The following is a 16,314-nucleotide window of genomic DNA, read 5'->3' on the forward strand; positions in this document are numbered from 1 at the left end:
TCCTTCGGATCAGGCCGCGCGCCGCGAGGCGGTCAGCGTCGAGAAATAGACGTCCTCCAGCCCGCCTTCGACGGGCGTGAAGCCGGGGCCGGGCGCGCTCTCGGAAAGCACGTGGACCACGGTGCGGCCGCCCGACAGCCGGGTGGAGATCACCTCGTGGCTCTGGCGCAGGGCGTCGAGGTCGTGGCGGTCGATGGTCCTGGTCCAGATGCGTCCCTTGAGGTCGGCCATAAGCTGGCTGGGCGCGCCTTCCTTGAGGATCCGGCCGCCGGCGAGGATGGCCATGCGGGGGGCAGAGGTCGGCCACGTCCTCGACGATGTGCGTGGACAGGATGACGACGACGTTTTCGCCGATCTCGGCCAGAAGGTTCAGGAAGCGGTTGCGCTCCTCGGGGTCGAGGCCGGCGGTGGGCTCATCGACGATGATCAGCTGGGGCCGGCCGATCAGCGCCTGGGCGATGCCGAAGCGCTGGCGCATGCCGCCGGAGTAACCGGCCACCGCCTTCTTGCGGACGTCCCAGAGGTTCACCTGATGCAGCAGGGCCTCGACGGTCTGCCTGCGCTCGGCCTTGCCGGAGACGCCCTTCAGCACCACCATGTGGTCGAGCATGTCGTAGGCGTTCACGCGCGGATAGACGCCGAAGTCCTGCGGCAGGTAGCCGAGGGTGCGGCGGAGCTTCTCGGGCTCCTGGATGACGTCGATGTCGCCGAAGCGGATTTCGCCGGAGGTCGGCGTCTGCAGGGTGGCGATGGAGCACATCAGCGTCGACTTGCCGGCGCCGTTCGGACCGAGCAGGCCGAACATCCCCTTGCCGATCTCCAGATCGACGCCGTCCAGCGCCCGCGTGCCGTTGCCGTAGACGTGCGTCAGGTTCTTGATCGTCAGCATGATTGCCACCCCTCGTTGCAAGCGAGGCTGCAACGGCGCTGTTACGGCGGCAAGTGAGGAGGTTGTAACCTTTGGTCGCTGTGTCAGCCGGCGGGCGGCGGGTCGCCCGCCACGACGCGGCGGTGTTCCACGTGGCGAGGCCGGTCGAGCAGGAAGCGGTCGTCCTCGGGATAGTAGACGGCGATCTCGGGGGTCGGGCCGGCGAAGCCGTGGATCGCGTCCATGTCCGTCCACCAGGAGAGGGTGGCGACCTCGCTGACGCCGTCGCCGAGGTCGCGGAAGACCATCTGCCAGCCGAGGTTGCCGGGCGTGGCGCGGTAGGCGGCGCCGCCTGTGGTCGCGATGTAGGCGGCGTACTCCGCCTCGTCGGCCGTACGGATGCGGCCGGTCCACATCCTGAGGATCATCGGGCTAGGCGGCGCCCTGGATCGGCGGCTTGAAGAGGCCGGCGGGCGAGGCGGTGAAGATCTCGTAGCCGTCCTCGGTGACGCCCACCGAGTGCTCGCACTGGGCGGACAGCGACTTGTCGCGGGTGACGGCGGTCCAGCCGTCGGAGAGCAGCTTCACCGGGTGCTTGCCCAGGTTCACCATCGGCTCGATCGTGAAGAACATGCCGGCCTTCAGCACCGCGCCCGCGCCGGGCTGGCCGAAGTGCAGGATGTTGGGCGCATCGTGGAACACGCGGCCCAGGCCGTGGCCGCAGAAGTCGCGGACGACCGAGCAGCGCATGCTTTCGACATAGGCCTGGATGGCGTGGCCGATATCGCCGGTGGTGGCGCCCGGCTTCACGACCGCCAGCCCACGCTCGAGGGCCTCGTAGGTGACGTCCACCAGGCGCCGCGCGCGTGGGGCTACGTCGCCGACGCCGTACATGCGCGACGTGTCGCCGTGCCAGCCGTCGACGATGACGGTGACGTCGATATTGGCGATGTCGCCTTCGCGCAGCACCCGCTCGCCCGGGATGCCGTGGCAGACGATGTGGTTGGGGCTGATGCAGGTGGTCTTGGTGTAGCCGCGGTAGCCGAGACAGGCCGGAATGGCCCCATGATCCAGGATGAACTCGCGCGCCAGATCGTCGAGCGTTTCAGTCAGCACGCCGGGGACGACGTGCGGCGTGAGCATGTCGAGGCATTCGGCGGCCAGGCGGCCGGCGCGGCGCATGCCTTCGAAGTCTTCGGCCTTGTGAAGCTTGATCTGGCCGGTGCGGTGCTCGGCGTCGAGGGTGTCGGTCATCGGATACTCAGGCTGGCGGTCGGGCCTATGTCGCTATCCTAGCACGGAAGTTCAACCATTCCCGATCCCGGCGGCGGCTTGCGAAACGGCGCCGCCTCGTGCCAGCGTCCGCGCCAGCTCGAGTTGGGGACTATCTGATGCGTATCGCGATGTTCGCCGCCGCCGCGGCGCTGCTGGCCGGAGCCGCGTGGGCGCAGCCGCCCGCGCCGCCGAAGGCCGCCAAGAAGCCGTTCGAGGTGACTGCGCCCGCGGGGACGCGCATCGACGAATACTACTGGCTGCGCGATGACACCCGGAAGAACCCGGAGATGCTCGCCTACCTGAACGCCGAGAACGCCTACGCCGACGCCGTGCTGGCCAAGAACAAGCCGCTGAAGGAGGCGCTGTACAAGGAGATCGTCGGCCGGGTGAAGCAGGACGACGCGTCCGTGCCCTACCGCGAGCGGGGCTACTGGTACTACACGCGCTTCGAGACCGGGAAGGACTATCCGATCCTGGCGCGGCGGAAGGGCGCCATGACGGCGCCCGAGGAAATCCTGCTCGAACAGAACGCCATGGCGGCGGGCAAGGGGTACTTCAACGTCGGCCAGGCGGTGGTCAGCCAGGACAACCGGCTTCTCGCCTGGGCCGAGGACACCGTCGGGCGGCGGCAGTACGTGCTGAAGGTGAAGGATCTCGCCACCGGCCAGGTGCTGACCGACACGGTCGAGAACATCGAGCCGGACATCGTCTGGGCCGACGACAACAGGACGATCTTCTACATCGAGAAGGATCCGGTGACCCTGCTCTCGAAGCGGGTGAAGGCGCACGTCCTGGGCACGCCGGCCAGCGCCGATAAGCTGGTCTATCAGGAAGCGGACGACAGCTTCTACATGGGCCTGGGCCGGACCCGGTCGGACAAGTACGTCTGCATATACCTGCAGAGCACGACGGCCACCGAGCAGCGCTGCACCTCGGCCGCCGCGCCAGGCGCATTGCAGGTGGTGGCGCCGCGGGAGCGAGACCACCTGTACCAGGCTGATCACCTGGGCGGGCGCTGGGTGATCCGGACGAACTGGGACGCCAAGAACTACCGGCTGATGCAGGCGCCGGACGGCCGGTTCGGCGACAAGCGCACCTGGACCGACTTCGTCCCCCACAAGCCGGATGTCTTCATCGCCGACTTCCGCCTGTTCGACACCTTCACGGCGATCGAGGAGCGCTCGAACGGGCTGAAGCGGCTGCGGCTGCTGAAGCCCGACGGCGGCTCGGACTTCGTGGCGGCGGACGAACCGGCCTACACCATGGGCTTCGGGACCAACGCCGAGGCCGATGCGAGGGCGCTGCGCTACACCTACACCTCGCTGACGACACCCCTCTCGACCTATGAGCTGGATCTGGCGAGCGGCAAGCGCACCCTGCTGAAGCAGACGCCGGTGATCGGCTACGATCCCAACCAGTACGTCACCGAGCGGGTCTGGGCGCCGGCCCGGGACGGGACGAGGATTCCGGTCTCGCTGGTCTACAGGAAGGGCTTCAAGCGCGACGGGACGGCGGCTTTGTTCCAGTACGCCTACGGCAGCTATGGGATCTCCAGCGATCCGGCGTTCAACCTGCCGGCGGTGAGCCTGCTGGATCGCGGTGTGGTCTACGCCATCGCTCACATCCGCGGCGGCCAGGACATGGGGCGGCAGTGGTACGACGACGGCAAGCTGCTCAAGAAGATCAACACCTTCACGGACTTCATCGACGTCACGCGCTACCTGGTTGCCGAGAAGTACGCCGCCAAGGACCGGGTGGGCGCGATGGGCGGCTCCGCTGGCGGCCTCCTGATGGGCGCGGTCAGCAATATGGCGCCACAGGACTACCGCGTGATCGTCACCCAGGTGCCGTTCGTCGACGTGGTCACCACCATGCTGGACGAGACGATCCCGCTCACCACGAACGAGTTCGACGAGTGGGGCAATCCCAAGGACCCGACCTACTACCGCTACATGCTGAGCTACTCGCCGTACGACAACCTGAAGGCCCAGCCCTATCCGGCGATGTTCGTGGGCACCGGCCTCTGGGATAGCCAGGTGCAGTACTACGAGCCCGCCAAGTACGTGGCGCGCCTGCGGGACAAGAAGACCGACGACAATCCGCTGGTCTTCCGCGTCAACATGGAAGCCGGCCATGGCGGCAAGTCCGGCCGCTTCCGCCGCTACGAGGAGGCGGCGGAGTACTACGCGTTCGTGCTGGATCAACTGGGGGCGAAGTGACCGCCCCGGCGCTCCGTCAGTTCGGTCCCGAGATCTGGCTGGCCGACGGAGCGCAGGTCGAGGTCGTCGGCTTCCACTATCCGACCCGGATGGCGGTGATCCGGCTGGCGGCCGGCGGCCTGCTGGTGTGGTCGCCGGTGGCGCTCTCAGACGGGCTCCGCAACGAACTCGCCGCGCTCGGCGAGGTGCGCCACCTGATCGCGCCGAACACGCTGCACGACAGGTGGCTCGCGGACTGGCAAGCGGCCTTCCCCAGCGCGACGCTGCATGCCGCCCCTGGGCTTGAGCGCCGGCGCCCCGATCTGCGGATCGACGCCGCCCTGGCCGACCTGCCGCCGCCCGCCTGGGCGGCCGAAATCGATCAGGTCGTGGTGCCGGGCAACCGGATCACGACGGAGGTGGTCTTCTTCCACCGGCCGAGCGGGACGGTGCTTTTCACCGACCTGCTGCAGCAGTTTCCCCGGCGCTGGTTCCGCGGATGGCGAGCCCTCGTCGCGCGGCTCGACCTCATGACCGGCGACGAGCCGGCCGTGCCGCGCAAGTTCAGGATGGCGTTCGTCGATCGGCCCGCCGCGCGGGCGGCGGTGCGGCGCATCCTGGAGTGGCCCTCGAGCAAGCTCCTCGTGGCGCATGGCGCGCCGGTGGTACATGACGTTGGCGCCGTCGTCGCGCGCGCCTTCAGGTGGCTCGCGGTCTGAGGTCGCGCCACGGCAGCCTACCGGCCAGCGTCACCCGGCTTTCATCGATCTCGCAGCCGTAGACGAGCACCTCGACGCCTTGGGCGGCGACCTCCTGCAGGGCGGCGTGGAACTTCGGGTCGCAGTCGGCGGCGGTGGCGAAGCGGTCGCAGTCGGTGCGCTGAACGACGAAGAGCACGACGGCGCGGTCGCCCTGCTGGGCCATTTCGGCCAGCTCTCGCAGGTGCTTGGTCGAGCGGGCGGCGACGCAGTCGGGGAACTCGGCCAGACCGGGCTCGCGCATCAGGTGGACGTTCTTGATCTCCAGCCAGCAGGGCGGGCGCTCTGGATGCTCCAGCAGGAAGTCGACGCGGCTGTTCTCGCCGTACTTCACCTCGCGGCGGTGCGTGGCGTAGCCGGAGACCTCCGGGATGGCGTCGGCCGCCAGCGCCTCGGCCACCAGCCGGTTCGGATGCAGGGTGTTGATGCCCACCACGCCGCCGTCGGCTTCCACCAGCTCGAGCGTGTGCGCCAGCTTGCGCTTCGGGTCGTCGGATCTCGACAGCCAGCAGGTGAGGCCTGGCGCGTTCAGGCCCAGCATCTTGCCCGGGTTCGGGCAGTGGGCGGTGAGCGCCGTGCCGTCGTCCAGCACCACGTCGGCGAAGAAGCGCTTGTAGCGCTGCACCAGGCGGCCGCGGACGAGCGGTTGCGGGAAGTCCATGGAAGGCTTTAGTCCGGTTCTCTGACGATGCGGGCAGGCATGTAGGACGAGGCGCGGCGGATGGCGAGCGACAGCGAGGAACAGGTCAGGGCCGCGGTGCTGATCATCGGCGACGAGATCCTCTCGGGCCGGACCCAGGACACCAACCTCCGCGACATCGCCCGGTACCTGGGCGTCCTGGGCGTTGACGTCGCCGAGGTGCGGGTCGTGCCCGACGTGCTGGAAGAGATCGTCGAAGCGCTGAACGCCCTGCGCCGCCGCTATGACTATGTGCTCACGACCGGCGGTATCGGCCCGACCCACGACGACATTACCGCAGACGCGGTGGCGGCGGCCTTCGGCGTCGAACTCTTCGAGCACCCCGAGATCATCGCCATGATGGAGGCCCGGTTCGGCGACCAGCTCAATGCGGCGCGACGGCGGATGGCGCGGGTGCCCGTGGGCGGGGACCTGGTGAAGAACCCGGTGCAGGGACCACCCGGCTTCACCATCGGCAACGTCTTCGTGCTGGCCGGCGTGCCGCAGATCATGCGCGGCATGCTGGAGGACGTCGGGCCGCGGCTGCGCGGCGGACGTCCGGTGGTGTCGCGCACCGTGCGGGTCGAAGGCTCCGGCGAGGGAGCCCTGGCGGCGCCGCTGGAGATCGTGGCCAAGGCGCACCCCAACATGTCGCTGGGCAGCTATCCGTTCTTCACGCCCGAGGGCTACGGTTCCAACCTGGTCCTGCGGGGGCGGGACCCGGCGGAGGTCGAGGCGGTGGTCGGCGAGCTTATCGCGACGCTTGAGGCCTCGGGGATCGCCGGAGCCCGAGAGGTGGAGGCCTAGAGGTCCGCCCTGCGACGACAGGTTGATTTGTTGCGCAACCTCCGTTCGACTATCGTGAAATCAGAGTTCCTGTTGTGGGGAAGGTGAGATGATCGTTTCGATGCTGGCCGCGAGCCTGCTGCTGGTCCAGGGCGCGCCCGCCGCGGCGAATACCGACACCGCCGAAAAGGATCCGGTGATCTGCAAGAACGAGGCGGCGGCGGGTTCGCGCCTGCCGAAGAAGGTGTGCGCCACCAAGAGCGAGTGGGAACGCCGCAAGCAGGAAGACCGCGACAATCTGGAAAAGAGCCAGCGCAACCGGCCGATGCTGGGGCAGTAGCGCCCGATCCGGCGCGACCTGTGATTGCGAGGGGCCATGAAGGCCCCTCTTTGCGCTGTGGATAACTTGTGCGCAAATGGCCGTGCTTGAGGGCGACGGCCGAGTAGATCGCCCCTGGCCGGACGGGCGCCCGCGGCGTCCCTGGGGTGGAATGGGGCGGCCCAGTGAAGACCCTCGCCGTGATGTCCCGCAAGGGCGGCGCCGGAAAGACGACGCTTGCCGTCAACCTGACGCTGGCCGCGCGCGCCATGGGCGTGAAAGCGGTGCTCGCCGACGCCGATCCGATGCGCAGCGCCTGCGAAGTGCTCAAGGGGCGTGAGGAGGCGGCCTCGGTGCTGTTCGAGACCAGCGCCGCGAAGCTGTTCGCCCTGACCCAGGCCTGCGCGCGGGCCGGCGTCGAGCTGCTGATCATCGACACCCCGGCGGCGCCGGAGGCCGACGTCGCCGAGGCGGTGAAGGTGGCGGACCTGTGCCTCGCGGTGGCGCGGCCGACGTACCTGGACCTCGCGGCCGCCGTGCTTTCGGTGGCGGTGATCCAGCGCCTCGGTCGCGAGGGGCTGATCGTGCTCAACCAGTGCGCCCCGGCGCGGAATGGCGTCGAGCCCCCCGGCGTGCTGAAGGCCTTCGAGGCCCTGCGGTTCGCCAGCCTGCCGGTGGCTCCCACGGCGCTCCGGGCGCGGGTGATCTACCAGACCGCGTTCGCCCAGGCCCGCTCGGTGCTGGAGATGGATCCCGACGGCGCGGCGGCGGCGGAGGTGCGGGAGTTGTTCGCCCATGTCTGGCGCCAGCTGAACGGCGAAGGCCGGGCTCCGATGCGAACGGCCAACGACGACCTTCGCCGAGCGGCCGGCTTGAAGCTGCTCCCGATCGGCTGACGCCGGCGGCCCGCGACGCGTTCTCTGAACGCCGGAAGATAAATTTCCGCCACGGAAGCGCCGGGGTCTGGACACAAAGGGTTCGGGCGCCCAGCTAAGCCACAACGAGCGCTGCCGCTGACGGGCGGGCGCCGAAAACAATCCTGCTTGGTGTTGAGGTTCGTATGTCGGGGACGGTCCGCACGGCCGTTGTGGCCTTGGTGTCTCTGGTGCTCGCAAGCTGCGGGCCCAAACAGGCGGAGCCGATCCAGGGTCCGCCGCCGGTGTCGGTCTCGGCGCCCCTCCAGCGGCAGGTCGTGGATTGGGACGAGTTCGTCGGCCGGTTCGAGGCGATGCAGGAGGTGGACGTCCGCCCGCGGGTCTCGGGCTACGTCCGCTCGATCCACTTCCGCGACGGCGATCTCGTGAAGCAGGGCCAATTGCTCTACGTCATCGATCCGCGTCCCTACGAGGCCGAGCTGGCGCAGGCCCGCGCCCAGACCCGTCAGGCCGAGGCGCAGGCGGCCCGCGCGAAGCTGGAGCTGGACCGGGCGCAGAAGCTGCTGGAGACGGGCTTCGTCTCGAAGTCGTCCTATGACGCGCGACTGGCCGAGAGCCGCGCCGCCGAGGCGGCCGTGGCCTCCGCCCGCGCGACCGAGCAGGCGCGCGCCCTGGACGTGCAGTTCACCCGCGTGACCGCGCCGATCGCCGGACGGGTCTCCGACCGCAGGGTGGACGTCGGCAACCTGGTGAGCGCCGCCGGCGCGGAGCCCAGCCTGCTGACCACCGTGGTCTCGCTGGACCCGATCCACTTCACCTTCTCGGGTTCGGAAGGCGTCTACCTGAAGTACCAGCGGCAGAACCGGGAGGGTACGCGGATCAGCTCGCGCATCGCCTCGAACCCGGTCGAGATCCAGCTGCAGGACGAGACCAGCTATGCCTGGCGCGGCCAGATGGACTTCGTCGACAATGCGCTGGACACCGGCTCGGGCACGATCCGCGGGCGGGCGGTGGTGCGCAATCCGGACCTGTTCCTGACGCCCGGCATGTACGGCCGCATGCGCCTGCTGGGCTCGGGGGCCTACAACGCCATGCTGGTGCCGGACGCCGCCGTCATGGCCGATCAGTCGGACAAGATCGTGCTGGTGGTGGGCGCCGGCAACGCGGTCCAGCCCCGCAAGGTCGAGCTCGGCCCCATCGTCGACGGCCTGCGCGTGATCCGCGCTGGGCTCACATCCGCCGACCGGGTGATCATCGAGGGCCAGCACCGCGTGCGCCCGGGCGACAAGGTCGTGCCGCAGCCCGGCCGGATCGTCGCCAGCGCGCCGACCGCGCCGAAGCCGCCCGGGGTGCTGACCCAGCCCGCGGCCCAGGCGACCGCCGCCGACGGCGCGGAGTAAGGGCATGCGGTTCTCCCGCTTCTTCATAGACCGGCCGATCTTCGCGGCCGTCATCTCGGTGATCATCGTGCTGGTGGGCCTGTTCGCCTACCCGACGCTGCCGATCGCCCAATATCCCGAGATCGCCCCGCCCACGATCACCGTGAACGCGGTCTATCCCGGCGCCTCGGCCGAGGTCATCGCCGACACGGTGGCCACGCCGCTGGAGCAGGAGATCAACGGCGTCGAGGACATGCTCTACATGTCCTCCTCGTCGACCTCGGACGGGCGGCTGACCGTCACCATCACCTTCAAGCTGGGGACGGACCTGAACGCCGCCCAGGTGCTGGTGCAGAACCGGGTGGCCTCGGCCGAGGCCCGGCTGCCGGAGGAGGTGCGCCGCCTGGGCGTCGTAACGCGCAAGGCCGCGCCCGACCTCTTGATGGTCATCCACCTGTTCTCGCCGGACGGCTCGCGCAGCCCCGAGTACATCTCCAACTATGCGACCCTGCAGCTGCGCAACCAGCTCGCCCGGCTGGAAGGCGTGGGCGACGCGCAGATCTTCGGCGCGCGCGACTATGCGATGCGGGTCTGGATCGACCCGGACAAGGCGGCCGCCCACAACCTGACCGGCGGCGAGATCGTCCAGGCGCTGCGGTCGCAGAACGTCCAGGTGGCGGCCGGGACGGTCGGCGCGCCGCCGTTCTCGGAGAACGGCGCAGCGTTCGAGCTGAACGTGTCCACACAAGGCCGCCTGATCGATCCGGCGCAGTTCGAAAACGTGATCATCAGCGCCAACGGCGGCCAGGTGGTGCGCGTGCGCGACGTGGCGCGGGTGGAGCTGGGCGCCCAGGACTACAACATCAACGCCTATCTCGACCGCGGCCAGAAGGCGGTTGTCATCGGGATCGCCCAGCGGCCGGGCTCCAACGCGCTGGCTACCGCCGAGGCGGTGAAGGCGACCATGGAGAAGGCCAGCGAGGGCTTCCCGCCGGGCCTCCAGTACACGATCATCTACAACCCCACGGAATACGTCGCCGAGAACATCAAGGAGGTCCGCAAGACCCTCATCGAGGCGGTGATCCTGGTGGTCCTCGTGGTCATCGTCTTCCTGCAGACCTGGCGAGCGGCGGTGATCCCGGTGATCGCGATCCCGGTGTCGCTGGTCGGCGCATTTTCGGTGATGGCCGGCTTCGGAGCCTCGCTGAACAGCCTCTCGCTGTTCGGCCTGGTGCTGGCCATCGGCATCGTCGTCGACGACGCCATCGTCGTGGTCGAGAACGTCGAGCGGAACCTCGCGGCCGGCATGAGCCCGAAGGAGGCCGCCTACAAGACCATGGAGGAGGTCGGCGGGGCGCTGATCGCCATCGCCCTCGTCCTGGTGGCGGTATTCGTGCCGACCGCCTTCATCACCGGCATCTCGGGCCAGTTCTACAAGCAGTTCGCACTGACCATCGCCAGCGCCACGGTGATCTCCTGCATCGTCTCGCTGACGCTGTCGCCGGCCATGGCGGCGCTGCTGCTGCGGCCGCACGACCACCACGCCCCGGAGCCGACCGGCTGGCGCAAGCCTTTCGTCCGCTTCGGAAAGTGGTTCAATCACACCTTCGACGTGCTCAGCGCGCGCTACGGCAAGCTGACCGCCCACACGGTGCGTCGCGTGGCGCTGATGCTGATCGTCTATGGCCTGCTTCTGCTGCTCACGGTCTGGCGGTTCGCCGCCACGCCGACGGGCTTCATCCCGGCGCAGGACCAGGGCTACTTCATCGCTGTGGTGCAGCTGCCGCCCGGCTCGTCGCTGTCCCGCACCGACGCCATCGTGCGGCGGGTGACGAACGAGGCGCTGGACACCAAGGGCGTCATCCACGCCGCGGCCTTCACGGGCCTCGACGGCGCGACGTTCACCAACGCGCCCAACGCCGGCACCATCTTCCTGACGCTGACCGACTTCCACGAGCGCGGGAGGCAGGGGATCGACGACGCCAAGGTGCTGGACGAGCTGCGGGCGAAGCTGGGGTCGATCCCGGGCGCGAACGTGCTGGTCATCCAGCCGCCGCCCGTCCAGGGCATCGGCACCGGCGGCGGCTGGAAACTGATCGTCCAGGATCGCGCGGGCATGGGCTATCGCGCGCTCGAGCAGGCCACCGTCGACCTGATGATGCAGGGCAACCAGAAGCCCGAGCTGACGAGCGTCTTCACCCTGTTCAACACCTCGACGCCCCGGCTCTGGGCCGAGATCGACCGCGACAAGGCGGAGCTGGCCGGCGTACCCCCGAGCGGGTGTTCGACACGCTGTCGACCTACCTGGGTTCGGCGTTCGTCAACGACTTCAACTATCTCGGCCGGACCTATCGCGTGACCGCCCAGGCTGATGCGCCGTTCCGCGACGAGGCCTCGGACATCATGCGGCTGCAGACGCGGTCGGACAGCGGGGCCATGGTGCCGCTGGGCGCCCTCGCCACCGTCCGGGACGACTCCGGCCCCTATCGCGTGGTCCGCTACAACCTCTATCCGGCCGCCGAGCTGCAGGGCGACACCAAGCCCGGCGCCTCGTCCGGACAGGCGCTGGCGGCCGTCGAGAAGATGGCCGAGGAGCGACTGCCGGAAGGCTTCGGCACCGAATGGACCGAACTCGCCTACGCGCAGAAGGAGGCCGGGAACACCGGGCCGATCGCGTTCGGCCTGGCGGTGGTGTTCGTCTTCCTGCTGCTGGCGGCGCAGTACGAGAGCGTGACCCTGCCGCTGGCGATCATCCTGATCGTGCCGATGTGCCTCTTGGCGGCGATCCTCGGCGTGAACCTCAGGGGCCAGGACAACAACATCCTGACCCAGATCGGATTGGTGGTGCTGATCGGCTTGGCCGCCAAGAACGCCATCCTGATCGTCGAGTTCGCCAAGCAGGCCGAGGACCGCGGGCTCGACCGCTGGAGCGCGGCCGTCGAGGCGGCGCGAACGCGCCTGCGGCCCATCCTGATGACCTCCTTCGCCTTCATCCTGGGCGTGCTGCCGCTGGTGATCGCCACGGGGCCCGGGGCGGAAATGCGTCAGGCCCTGGGGACGGCGGTGTTCTTCGGCATGGCGGGGGTCACCGCCTTCGGCCTGCTGTTCACCCCGGCCTTCTACGTGCTGTGCCGCGGGCTGTCGGAGCGGCTGATGCGCCGGCGCGGACACCAGGCGGTCGAGGCGCCCGCGGAGTAGGGCCGCTTGACCTCCCCTGGGTCGCCCGCGCAAGTGACGCGCAAACATCCAAGGGGAGAGACGAGCATGGCGTTCAAACCGTTCGACCTGACCGGCAAGGTGGCGCTGGTCACCGGCGGCAACGGCGGCATCGGCTTAGGCATGGCCGAGGGCCTGGCCGCGGCCGGGGCCAAGGTCGCCATCTGGGGCCAGAACCCGGAGAAGAACGCCAAGGCCGAAGCCACGCTGAAGGCCTACGGCGGCGAGGTGCTGGTGCAGCAGGTGGACGTGGCCGACGAGGCCGCCATCGTCGCCGGCGTCGCCGAGGTGCTGAAGACCTTCGGCCGGCTGGACTTCGTGTGCGCCAACGCCGGCATCGGCGGCGGCGCGCCGTTCGAGGAGATGACCACCGAGAAGTGGCGCCGGGTCACGACGGTGAACCTGGATGCGGTCTTCTGGACCTTCCGCGAGGCGGCCAAGCACATGGTCGAGCGCGCGAAGGCGGGCGACCCCGGCGGGTCGCTGGTGGTGACCTCGTCGACCTCTGCGATCCACGGCGCGCCCCGCAACCAGGCCTACGCCTCGACCAAGGGCGCCGTGCTGTCGATGGTCCGGGGCCTGGCTGTCGAATACGCCCGCTACGGCATCCGGGCGAATTCGATCCTGCCCGGCTGGATCGCCACCGACATGACCCAGGGCCTGCAGGCCAACGACAAGTTCAACGACAAGGCCATCGGCCGCGTGCCGATGCGGCGCTGGGGCGAAGGCGCGGACTTCTCGGGCATCGCGGTCTACCTGGCGTCCGACGCCTCGAAGTTCCACACCGGCGACAGCTTCGTCATCGACGGCGGCTATACGATCTTCTGATGGGCGGGGACCGCTACGCCCGCTACGTGCGGCTGAAGTTCGAGCGCCCGGCTGACGGCGTGCTGCGGATCGTCATGAGCAATCCCGGCAAGCTCAACGCCACCGATCAGCAGATGCACTGGGAGTTGGCCGAGATCTGGCGGACGATCGACGACGACCCCGAGGTGCGCTGCGCGATCCTGACCGGCGAGGGCGCCGCGTTCTCGGCCGGCGGCGACTTCGAGATGATCCAGAAGATCGTCGACGACTTCGAGATGCGGGTCCGGATCCTCAAGGAGGCCCGGGACATCGTCTACAACGTGATCAATTGCTCGAAGCCGGTGGTCAGCGCGATGCGCGGGCCGGCGGTGGGGGGCGGGGCTGGTCTGCGGGCTGCTGGCTGACGTCTCGATCGTCACGCCCGAGGCCAAGATCATCGACGGCCACACCCGGCTCGGCGTCGCGGCCGGCGATCATGCGGCGATCGTCTGGCCGCTGCTGTGCGGCATGGCCAAGGCCAAGTACTACCTGCTGACCTGCGATCCGCTGAGCGGCGCCGAGGCCGAGCGGATCGGGCTGGTGTCGCTGTGCGTGCCGGACGACGACCTCGACGCCAAGGCGCTGGAGGTGGCGACCAAGCTCGCCAACGGCGCCCAGCAGGCGATCCGCTGGACGAAGCTGTCGCTGAACAACTGGCTGCGGCAGGCCGGCCCGACCTTCGACGCCTCGGCGGCGCTCGAGATGCTCGGCTTCACCGGCCCCGAGGCAGCGGAAGGGCTCGCCTCGCACCGCGAGAAGCGGAAGCCGAAGTTCGTCTGAGGTTTGCCGTCTGGCGTCCGGCTCGCCGCTGCGCAAAGGTGCCGGAGTGGCTGATGTCGAAGATGGGAAGCAGAGTGGGGCGGCCCTGCAGAGGGTGACCGACGGCCGTCTGAGCTGGCTGCACGTTCACCGCAGCGAGCGGCCCGCTGCAGCCGTCGGCGTGCTGCTGGGGGTGACCTGGGGCGCAAGCCTGTTTACGGGCGGAGCGGCGGCCTGGGGCGTGTCGGGGGGCCGCGCTGGCCGAGGGGCGGTGCTACACCCTCCTCAGCCATATGGTCAGCCATGCTGGGGTCGGCCATCTCGTCCTGAACGTCCTCGCCCTGGCCGCGCTCAGCCCGCGGCTGGTCCGAGGTCTTGGGACCGACCGCAGCGGCTGGCTTCGTTATGCCGCGGCGCTTGTCCCGAGCGGGCTCTGCGGCGCGGCGCTGTATCTGCTGCTCCATCCGACCGGCGCGGTCCCCATGGTCGGGGCATCCGGCGCGATCTTCGGCGTCTGGGGCGCTGCGGCGCGCCTGCCGCCGGACGGGGGCGATGTCCTTCCGATCCGCTCGCGACAGGTCGTGCTGGAGGTCCGCAGCGCCGTGCTCGCCAACCTCATCCTCCTTGTGCCCGTGACGCTGCTCGATCTTGCCTTCGACATGACCGGCGGGCTGGCGTGGGAGGCTCACCTCGGCGGGTTCCTGTTCGGCCTGCTGGCGGCGCCGCACCTTGTTCGCCGGACCCCATGCTGACCGACCCGCTGTTCTACGCGCTCGCGGTCCCGGCGGTGGTGATGATGGGCCTGGCCAAGGGCGGGTTCGCGGGCGTGGGCGCGGTGGCCATGCCGCTGCTGGCGCTGGTGATCTCGCCGGTGCAGGCCGCCGCCATCCTCCTGCCGATCCTGATCGTGCAGGACCTGGTCGGCGTCTGGGCCTTCCGCAAGACCTGGGATCGCGGCGTGCTGGCGGTGATGCTGCCGAGCGCGGCGGTGGGGATCTTCCTGGGCTACCTGCTGGCGGCGCAGGTGTCGGCGGTGGTGGTGCTGGCGGTGCTGGGCGCGATCTCGATCCTGTTCGCCGCCCACCGGCTGTGGAGCGCCCGGGGCGGCCGGGTGACCGCGCCGTCAAACGCGCCCTGGCCGGTGGGCGCGGCGCTGGGTGTCGCCTCGGGCTTCACCAGTCAGATCGCCCACGCGGGCCAGCCGCCGTTCCAGATGTGGGTGCTGCCCAAGAACCTCTCGCCCGCGAGCCTCGTGGGCACCACGGCGATCTTCTTCGCGGTGGTGAACTGGGTGAAGGTCCCCGCCTATGTCGCGCTCGGCCAATTCACGCGCGAGAACCTGGCGACCTCGGCGGTGCTGGCACCGGTCGCCATCGCCTCGACCTTCGCCGGCGTCTGGCTGGTGCGGCGGGTGAAGCCCGACCGCTTCTATACGATCATCTATGTGCTGATGATCGTGGTCGGCGCCCAGCTCCTGTGGGAGGCCTGGCGGGCCTAGTCCGTGAACACCACCGTCTTGCGCCCGTTCAGCAGGACGCGGTCTTCCAGATGCCAGCGGACGGCGCGGGCCAGCACCCGGCGCTCGATGTCGCGACCCTTGCGGATCAGGTCGCGCGGATGGTCGCGGTGACTGATGCGCTCGACGTCCTGCTCGATGATCGGACCCTCGTCGAGATCGGCCGTGACATAATGGGCGGTGGCGCCGATCACCTTCACGCCGCGGGTGTGGGCCTGGTGGTAGGGCCGCGCGCCCTTGAAGCCCGGCAGGAACGAGTGGTGGATGTTGATGCAGCGCCCCTCGAGCTTGCCCGAAAGGTCGTCCGACAGGATCTGCATGTAGCGGGCGAGCACGACCAGCTCGGTGTCGGTCTCCTGGATCAGCTTCCAGAGCCGCGCCTCCTGCTGAGGCTTGGTCTCGGCGGTGATCGGCAGGTGGTGGAAGGCGATGCCGTGCAGGTCGGTGTGCGGATAGGTCGACGCCGGGTGGTTGGAGACCACTGCGGTGATGTCCATCGGCAGTTCGCCCTGGCGCCAGCGCCAGATGAGGTCGGCCAGGCAGTGGTCCTGCTGGGAGGCGAGGATCATCACCCGGCGGCGCTCGCCGCGGGCCCGCATCTGCCAGGTCATGCTGTACTGCTCGCCCAGCGGGGCGAAGGCTGCGCGCCAGCCCTCGACGCCGGTGTCGCCCGGATCGAAGACGACGCGCATGAAGAACCGGCCGGTCTCCTCGTCGTCGAACTGTTGGGCGTCGAGGATGTTCGCGCCGCGCTCGAAGAGCAGGGCGGAAACCCGGGCCACGATGCCGGGTTGGTCGGGACAGGACAGCGTCAGGATCATCGTGCGCGCGACCTCGCAA

General features: G+C 69.3%; 15 protein-coding genes and 2 pseudogenes. 12 read left to right on the forward strand and 5 right to left on the reverse strand.

The window, feature by feature from the left end; genetic code table 11:
* Positions 1-9: 9 nt before the first annotated feature.
* The 3 genes and pseudogenes from LRS10_RS14050 to map all read right to left on the reverse strand — a co-directional run bounded on the left by LRS10_RS14050 (position 10) and on the right by map (position 2,122).
* Positions 10-889, reverse strand: a pseudogene (locus LRS10_RS14050) (ABC transporter ATP-binding protein).
* 83 nt (positions 890-972) lie between these two features.
* Positions 973-1,296 (reverse strand): hypothetical protein, encoded by a 324-nt coding sequence (locus LRS10_RS14055; protein ID WP_257837823.1) that lies wholly within the window; start codon positions 1,294-1,296, stop codon positions 973-975.
* Between the two features lie 4 nt (positions 1,297-1,300).
* Positions 1,301-2,122 (reverse strand): type I methionyl aminopeptidase, encoded by an 822-nt coding sequence (gene map / locus LRS10_RS14060; RefSeq protein WP_257837824.1) that lies wholly within the window; start codon positions 2,120-2,122, stop codon positions 1,301-1,303.
* A 137-nt stretch (positions 2,123-2,259) separates the two neighbouring features.
* Here map and LRS10_RS14065 point away from each other — a divergent pair, with 137 nt between their 5' ends.
* Complete coding sequence (locus tag LRS10_RS14065; protein ID WP_257837825.1) at positions 2,260-4,362, forward strand: S9 family peptidase; 2,103 nt, start codon at positions 2,260-2,262, stop codon at positions 4,360-4,362.
* A complete protein-coding gene (locus LRS10_RS14070) occupies positions 4,359-5,060 on the forward strand; it encodes a DUF4336 domain-containing protein (RefSeq protein WP_257837826.1) in 702 nt (233 codons plus the stop codon). The genes LRS10_RS14065 and LRS10_RS14070 overlap by 4 nt, the downstream gene beginning before the upstream one ends.
* Here LRS10_RS14070 and sfsA read toward each other — a convergent pair.
* The gene (gene sfsA, locus LRS10_RS14075) at positions 5,041-5,760 is read right to left on the reverse strand and encodes a DNA/RNA nuclease SfsA (RefSeq protein WP_257837827.1); all 720 of its coding nucleotides are present in this window, start codon (positions 5,758-5,760) and stop codon (positions 5,041-5,043) included. The genes LRS10_RS14070 and sfsA overlap by 20 nt on opposite strands.
* Positions 5,761-5,820: 60 nt before the next feature.
* Between sfsA and LRS10_RS14080 the strand changes: the two genes are divergently transcribed.
* From LRS10_RS14080 to LRS10_RS14125, 10 genes and pseudogenes are all read left to right on the forward strand, one after another.
* Positions 5,821-6,585 carry a competence/damage-inducible protein A gene (locus tag LRS10_RS14080; protein ID WP_257837828.1) on the forward strand — a complete coding sequence of 255 codons (765 nt, stop codon included), beginning with the start codon at positions 5,821-5,823 and terminating at the stop codon, positions 6,583-6,585.
* A 100-nt stretch (positions 6,586-6,685) separates the two neighbouring features.
* On the forward strand, positions 6,686-6,904 hold the full coding sequence (locus tag LRS10_RS14085; protein WP_257837829.1) for a hypothetical protein: 219 nt from the start codon (positions 6,686-6,688) through the stop codon (positions 6,902-6,904).
* A 164-nt stretch (positions 6,905-7,068) separates the two neighbouring features.
* On the forward strand, positions 7,069-7,779 hold the full coding sequence (locus LRS10_RS14090) for a ParA family protein (protein WP_257837830.1): 711 nt from the start codon (positions 7,069-7,071) through the stop codon (positions 7,777-7,779).
* Between the two features lie 164 nt (positions 7,780-7,943).
* A complete protein-coding gene (locus tag LRS10_RS14095) occupies positions 7,944-9,158 on the forward strand; it encodes an efflux RND transporter periplasmic adaptor subunit (RefSeq protein WP_257837831.1) in 1,215 nt (404 codons plus the stop codon).
* Positions 9,159-9,162: 4 nt separating this feature from the next.
* Positions 9,163-12,335, forward strand: a pseudogene (locus LRS10_RS14100) (efflux RND transporter permease subunit).
* Between the two features lie 66 nt (positions 12,336-12,401).
* Entirely contained in the window at positions 12,402-13,181 is a 780-nt protein-coding gene (locus tag LRS10_RS14105; protein ID WP_257837832.1) for an SDR family NAD(P)-dependent oxidoreductase, read from the forward strand.
* Positions 13,181-13,564, forward strand: coding sequence for an enoyl-CoA hydratase-related protein (locus tag LRS10_RS14110; RefSeq protein ID WP_257837833.1), 384 nt, complete (start codon positions 13,181-13,183; stop codon positions 13,562-13,564). The genes LRS10_RS14105 and LRS10_RS14110 overlap by 1 nt, the downstream gene beginning before the upstream one ends.
* Positions 13,565-13,571: 7 nt before the next feature.
* The gene (locus LRS10_RS14115; RefSeq protein ID WP_257839169.1) at positions 13,572-13,979 is read left to right on the forward strand and encodes an enoyl-CoA hydratase-related protein; all 408 of its coding nucleotides are present in this window, start codon (positions 13,572-13,574) and stop codon (positions 13,977-13,979) included.
* Between the two features lie 236 nt (positions 13,980-14,215).
* Complete coding sequence (locus tag LRS10_RS14120) at positions 14,216-14,710, forward strand: rhomboid family intramembrane serine protease (protein ID WP_257839170.1); 495 nt, start codon at positions 14,216-14,218, stop codon at positions 14,708-14,710.
* Positions 14,704-15,456: a sulfite exporter TauE/SafE family protein gene (locus LRS10_RS14125; protein ID WP_257837834.1), complete on the forward strand. Its 753-nt coding sequence runs from the start codon at positions 14,704-14,706 to the stop codon at positions 15,454-15,456. Before LRS10_RS14120 ends, LRS10_RS14125 begins: the two co-directional genes overlap by 7 nt.
* On the opposite strand, the gene purU is transcribed toward LRS10_RS14125, so the two are convergent.
* Positions 15,453-16,295: a formyltetrahydrofolate deformylase gene (purU, locus tag LRS10_RS14130; RefSeq protein ID WP_257837835.1), complete on the reverse strand. Its 843-nt coding sequence runs from the start codon at positions 16,293-16,295 to the stop codon at positions 15,453-15,455. The two genes, LRS10_RS14125 and purU, sit on opposite strands and share 4 nt — an antisense overlap.
* Positions 16,296-16,314: the final 19 nt, after the last annotated feature.

The organism is Phenylobacterium sp. J426 (assembly GCF_024699945.1).
In the GTDB taxonomy this organism is placed as follows: Bacteria; Pseudomonadota; Alphaproteobacteria; order Caulobacterales; family Caulobacteraceae; genus Phenylobacterium.

Coding starts and splice junctions, on each gene's coding strand:
- LRS10_RS14065 (WP_257837825.1), top strand. CDS start 2,260: ATGCGTATCGCGATGTTCGCCGCCGCCGCGGCGCTGCTGGCCGGAGCC.
- sfsA (WP_257837827.1), bottom strand. CDS start 5,760: ATGGACTTCCCGCAACCGCTCGTCCGCGGCCGCCTGGTGCAGCGCTAC.
- map (WP_257837824.1), bottom strand. CDS start 2,122: ATGACCGACACCCTCGACGCCGAGCACCGCACCGGCCAGATCAAGCTT.
- LRS10_RS14105 (WP_257837832.1), top strand. CDS start 12,402: ATGGCGTTCAAACCGTTCGACCTGACCGGCAAGGTGGCGCTGGTCACC.
- LRS10_RS14095 (WP_257837831.1), top strand. CDS start 7,944: ATGTCGGGGACGGTCCGCACGGCCGTTGTGGCCTTGGTGTCTCTGGTG.
- purU (WP_257837835.1), bottom strand. CDS start 16,295: ATGATCCTGACGCTGTCCTGTCCCGACCAACCCGGCATCGTGGCCCGG.
- LRS10_RS14085 (WP_257837829.1), top strand. CDS start 6,686: ATGCTGGCCGCGAGCCTGCTGCTGGTCCAGGGCGCGCCCGCCGCGGCG.
- LRS10_RS14055 (WP_257837823.1), bottom strand. CDS start 1,296: ATGATCCTCAGGATGTGGACCGGCCGCATCCGTACGGCCGACGAGGCG.
- LRS10_RS14125 (WP_257837834.1), top strand. CDS start 14,704: ATGCTGACCGACCCGCTGTTCTACGCGCTCGCGGTCCCGGCGGTGGTG.
- LRS10_RS14080 (WP_257837828.1), top strand. CDS start 5,821: ATGGCGAGCGACAGCGAGGAACAGGTCAGGGCCGCGGTGCTGATCATC.
- LRS10_RS14110 (WP_257837833.1), top strand. CDS start 13,181: ATGGGCGGGGACCGCTACGCCCGCTACGTGCGGCTGAAGTTCGAGCGC.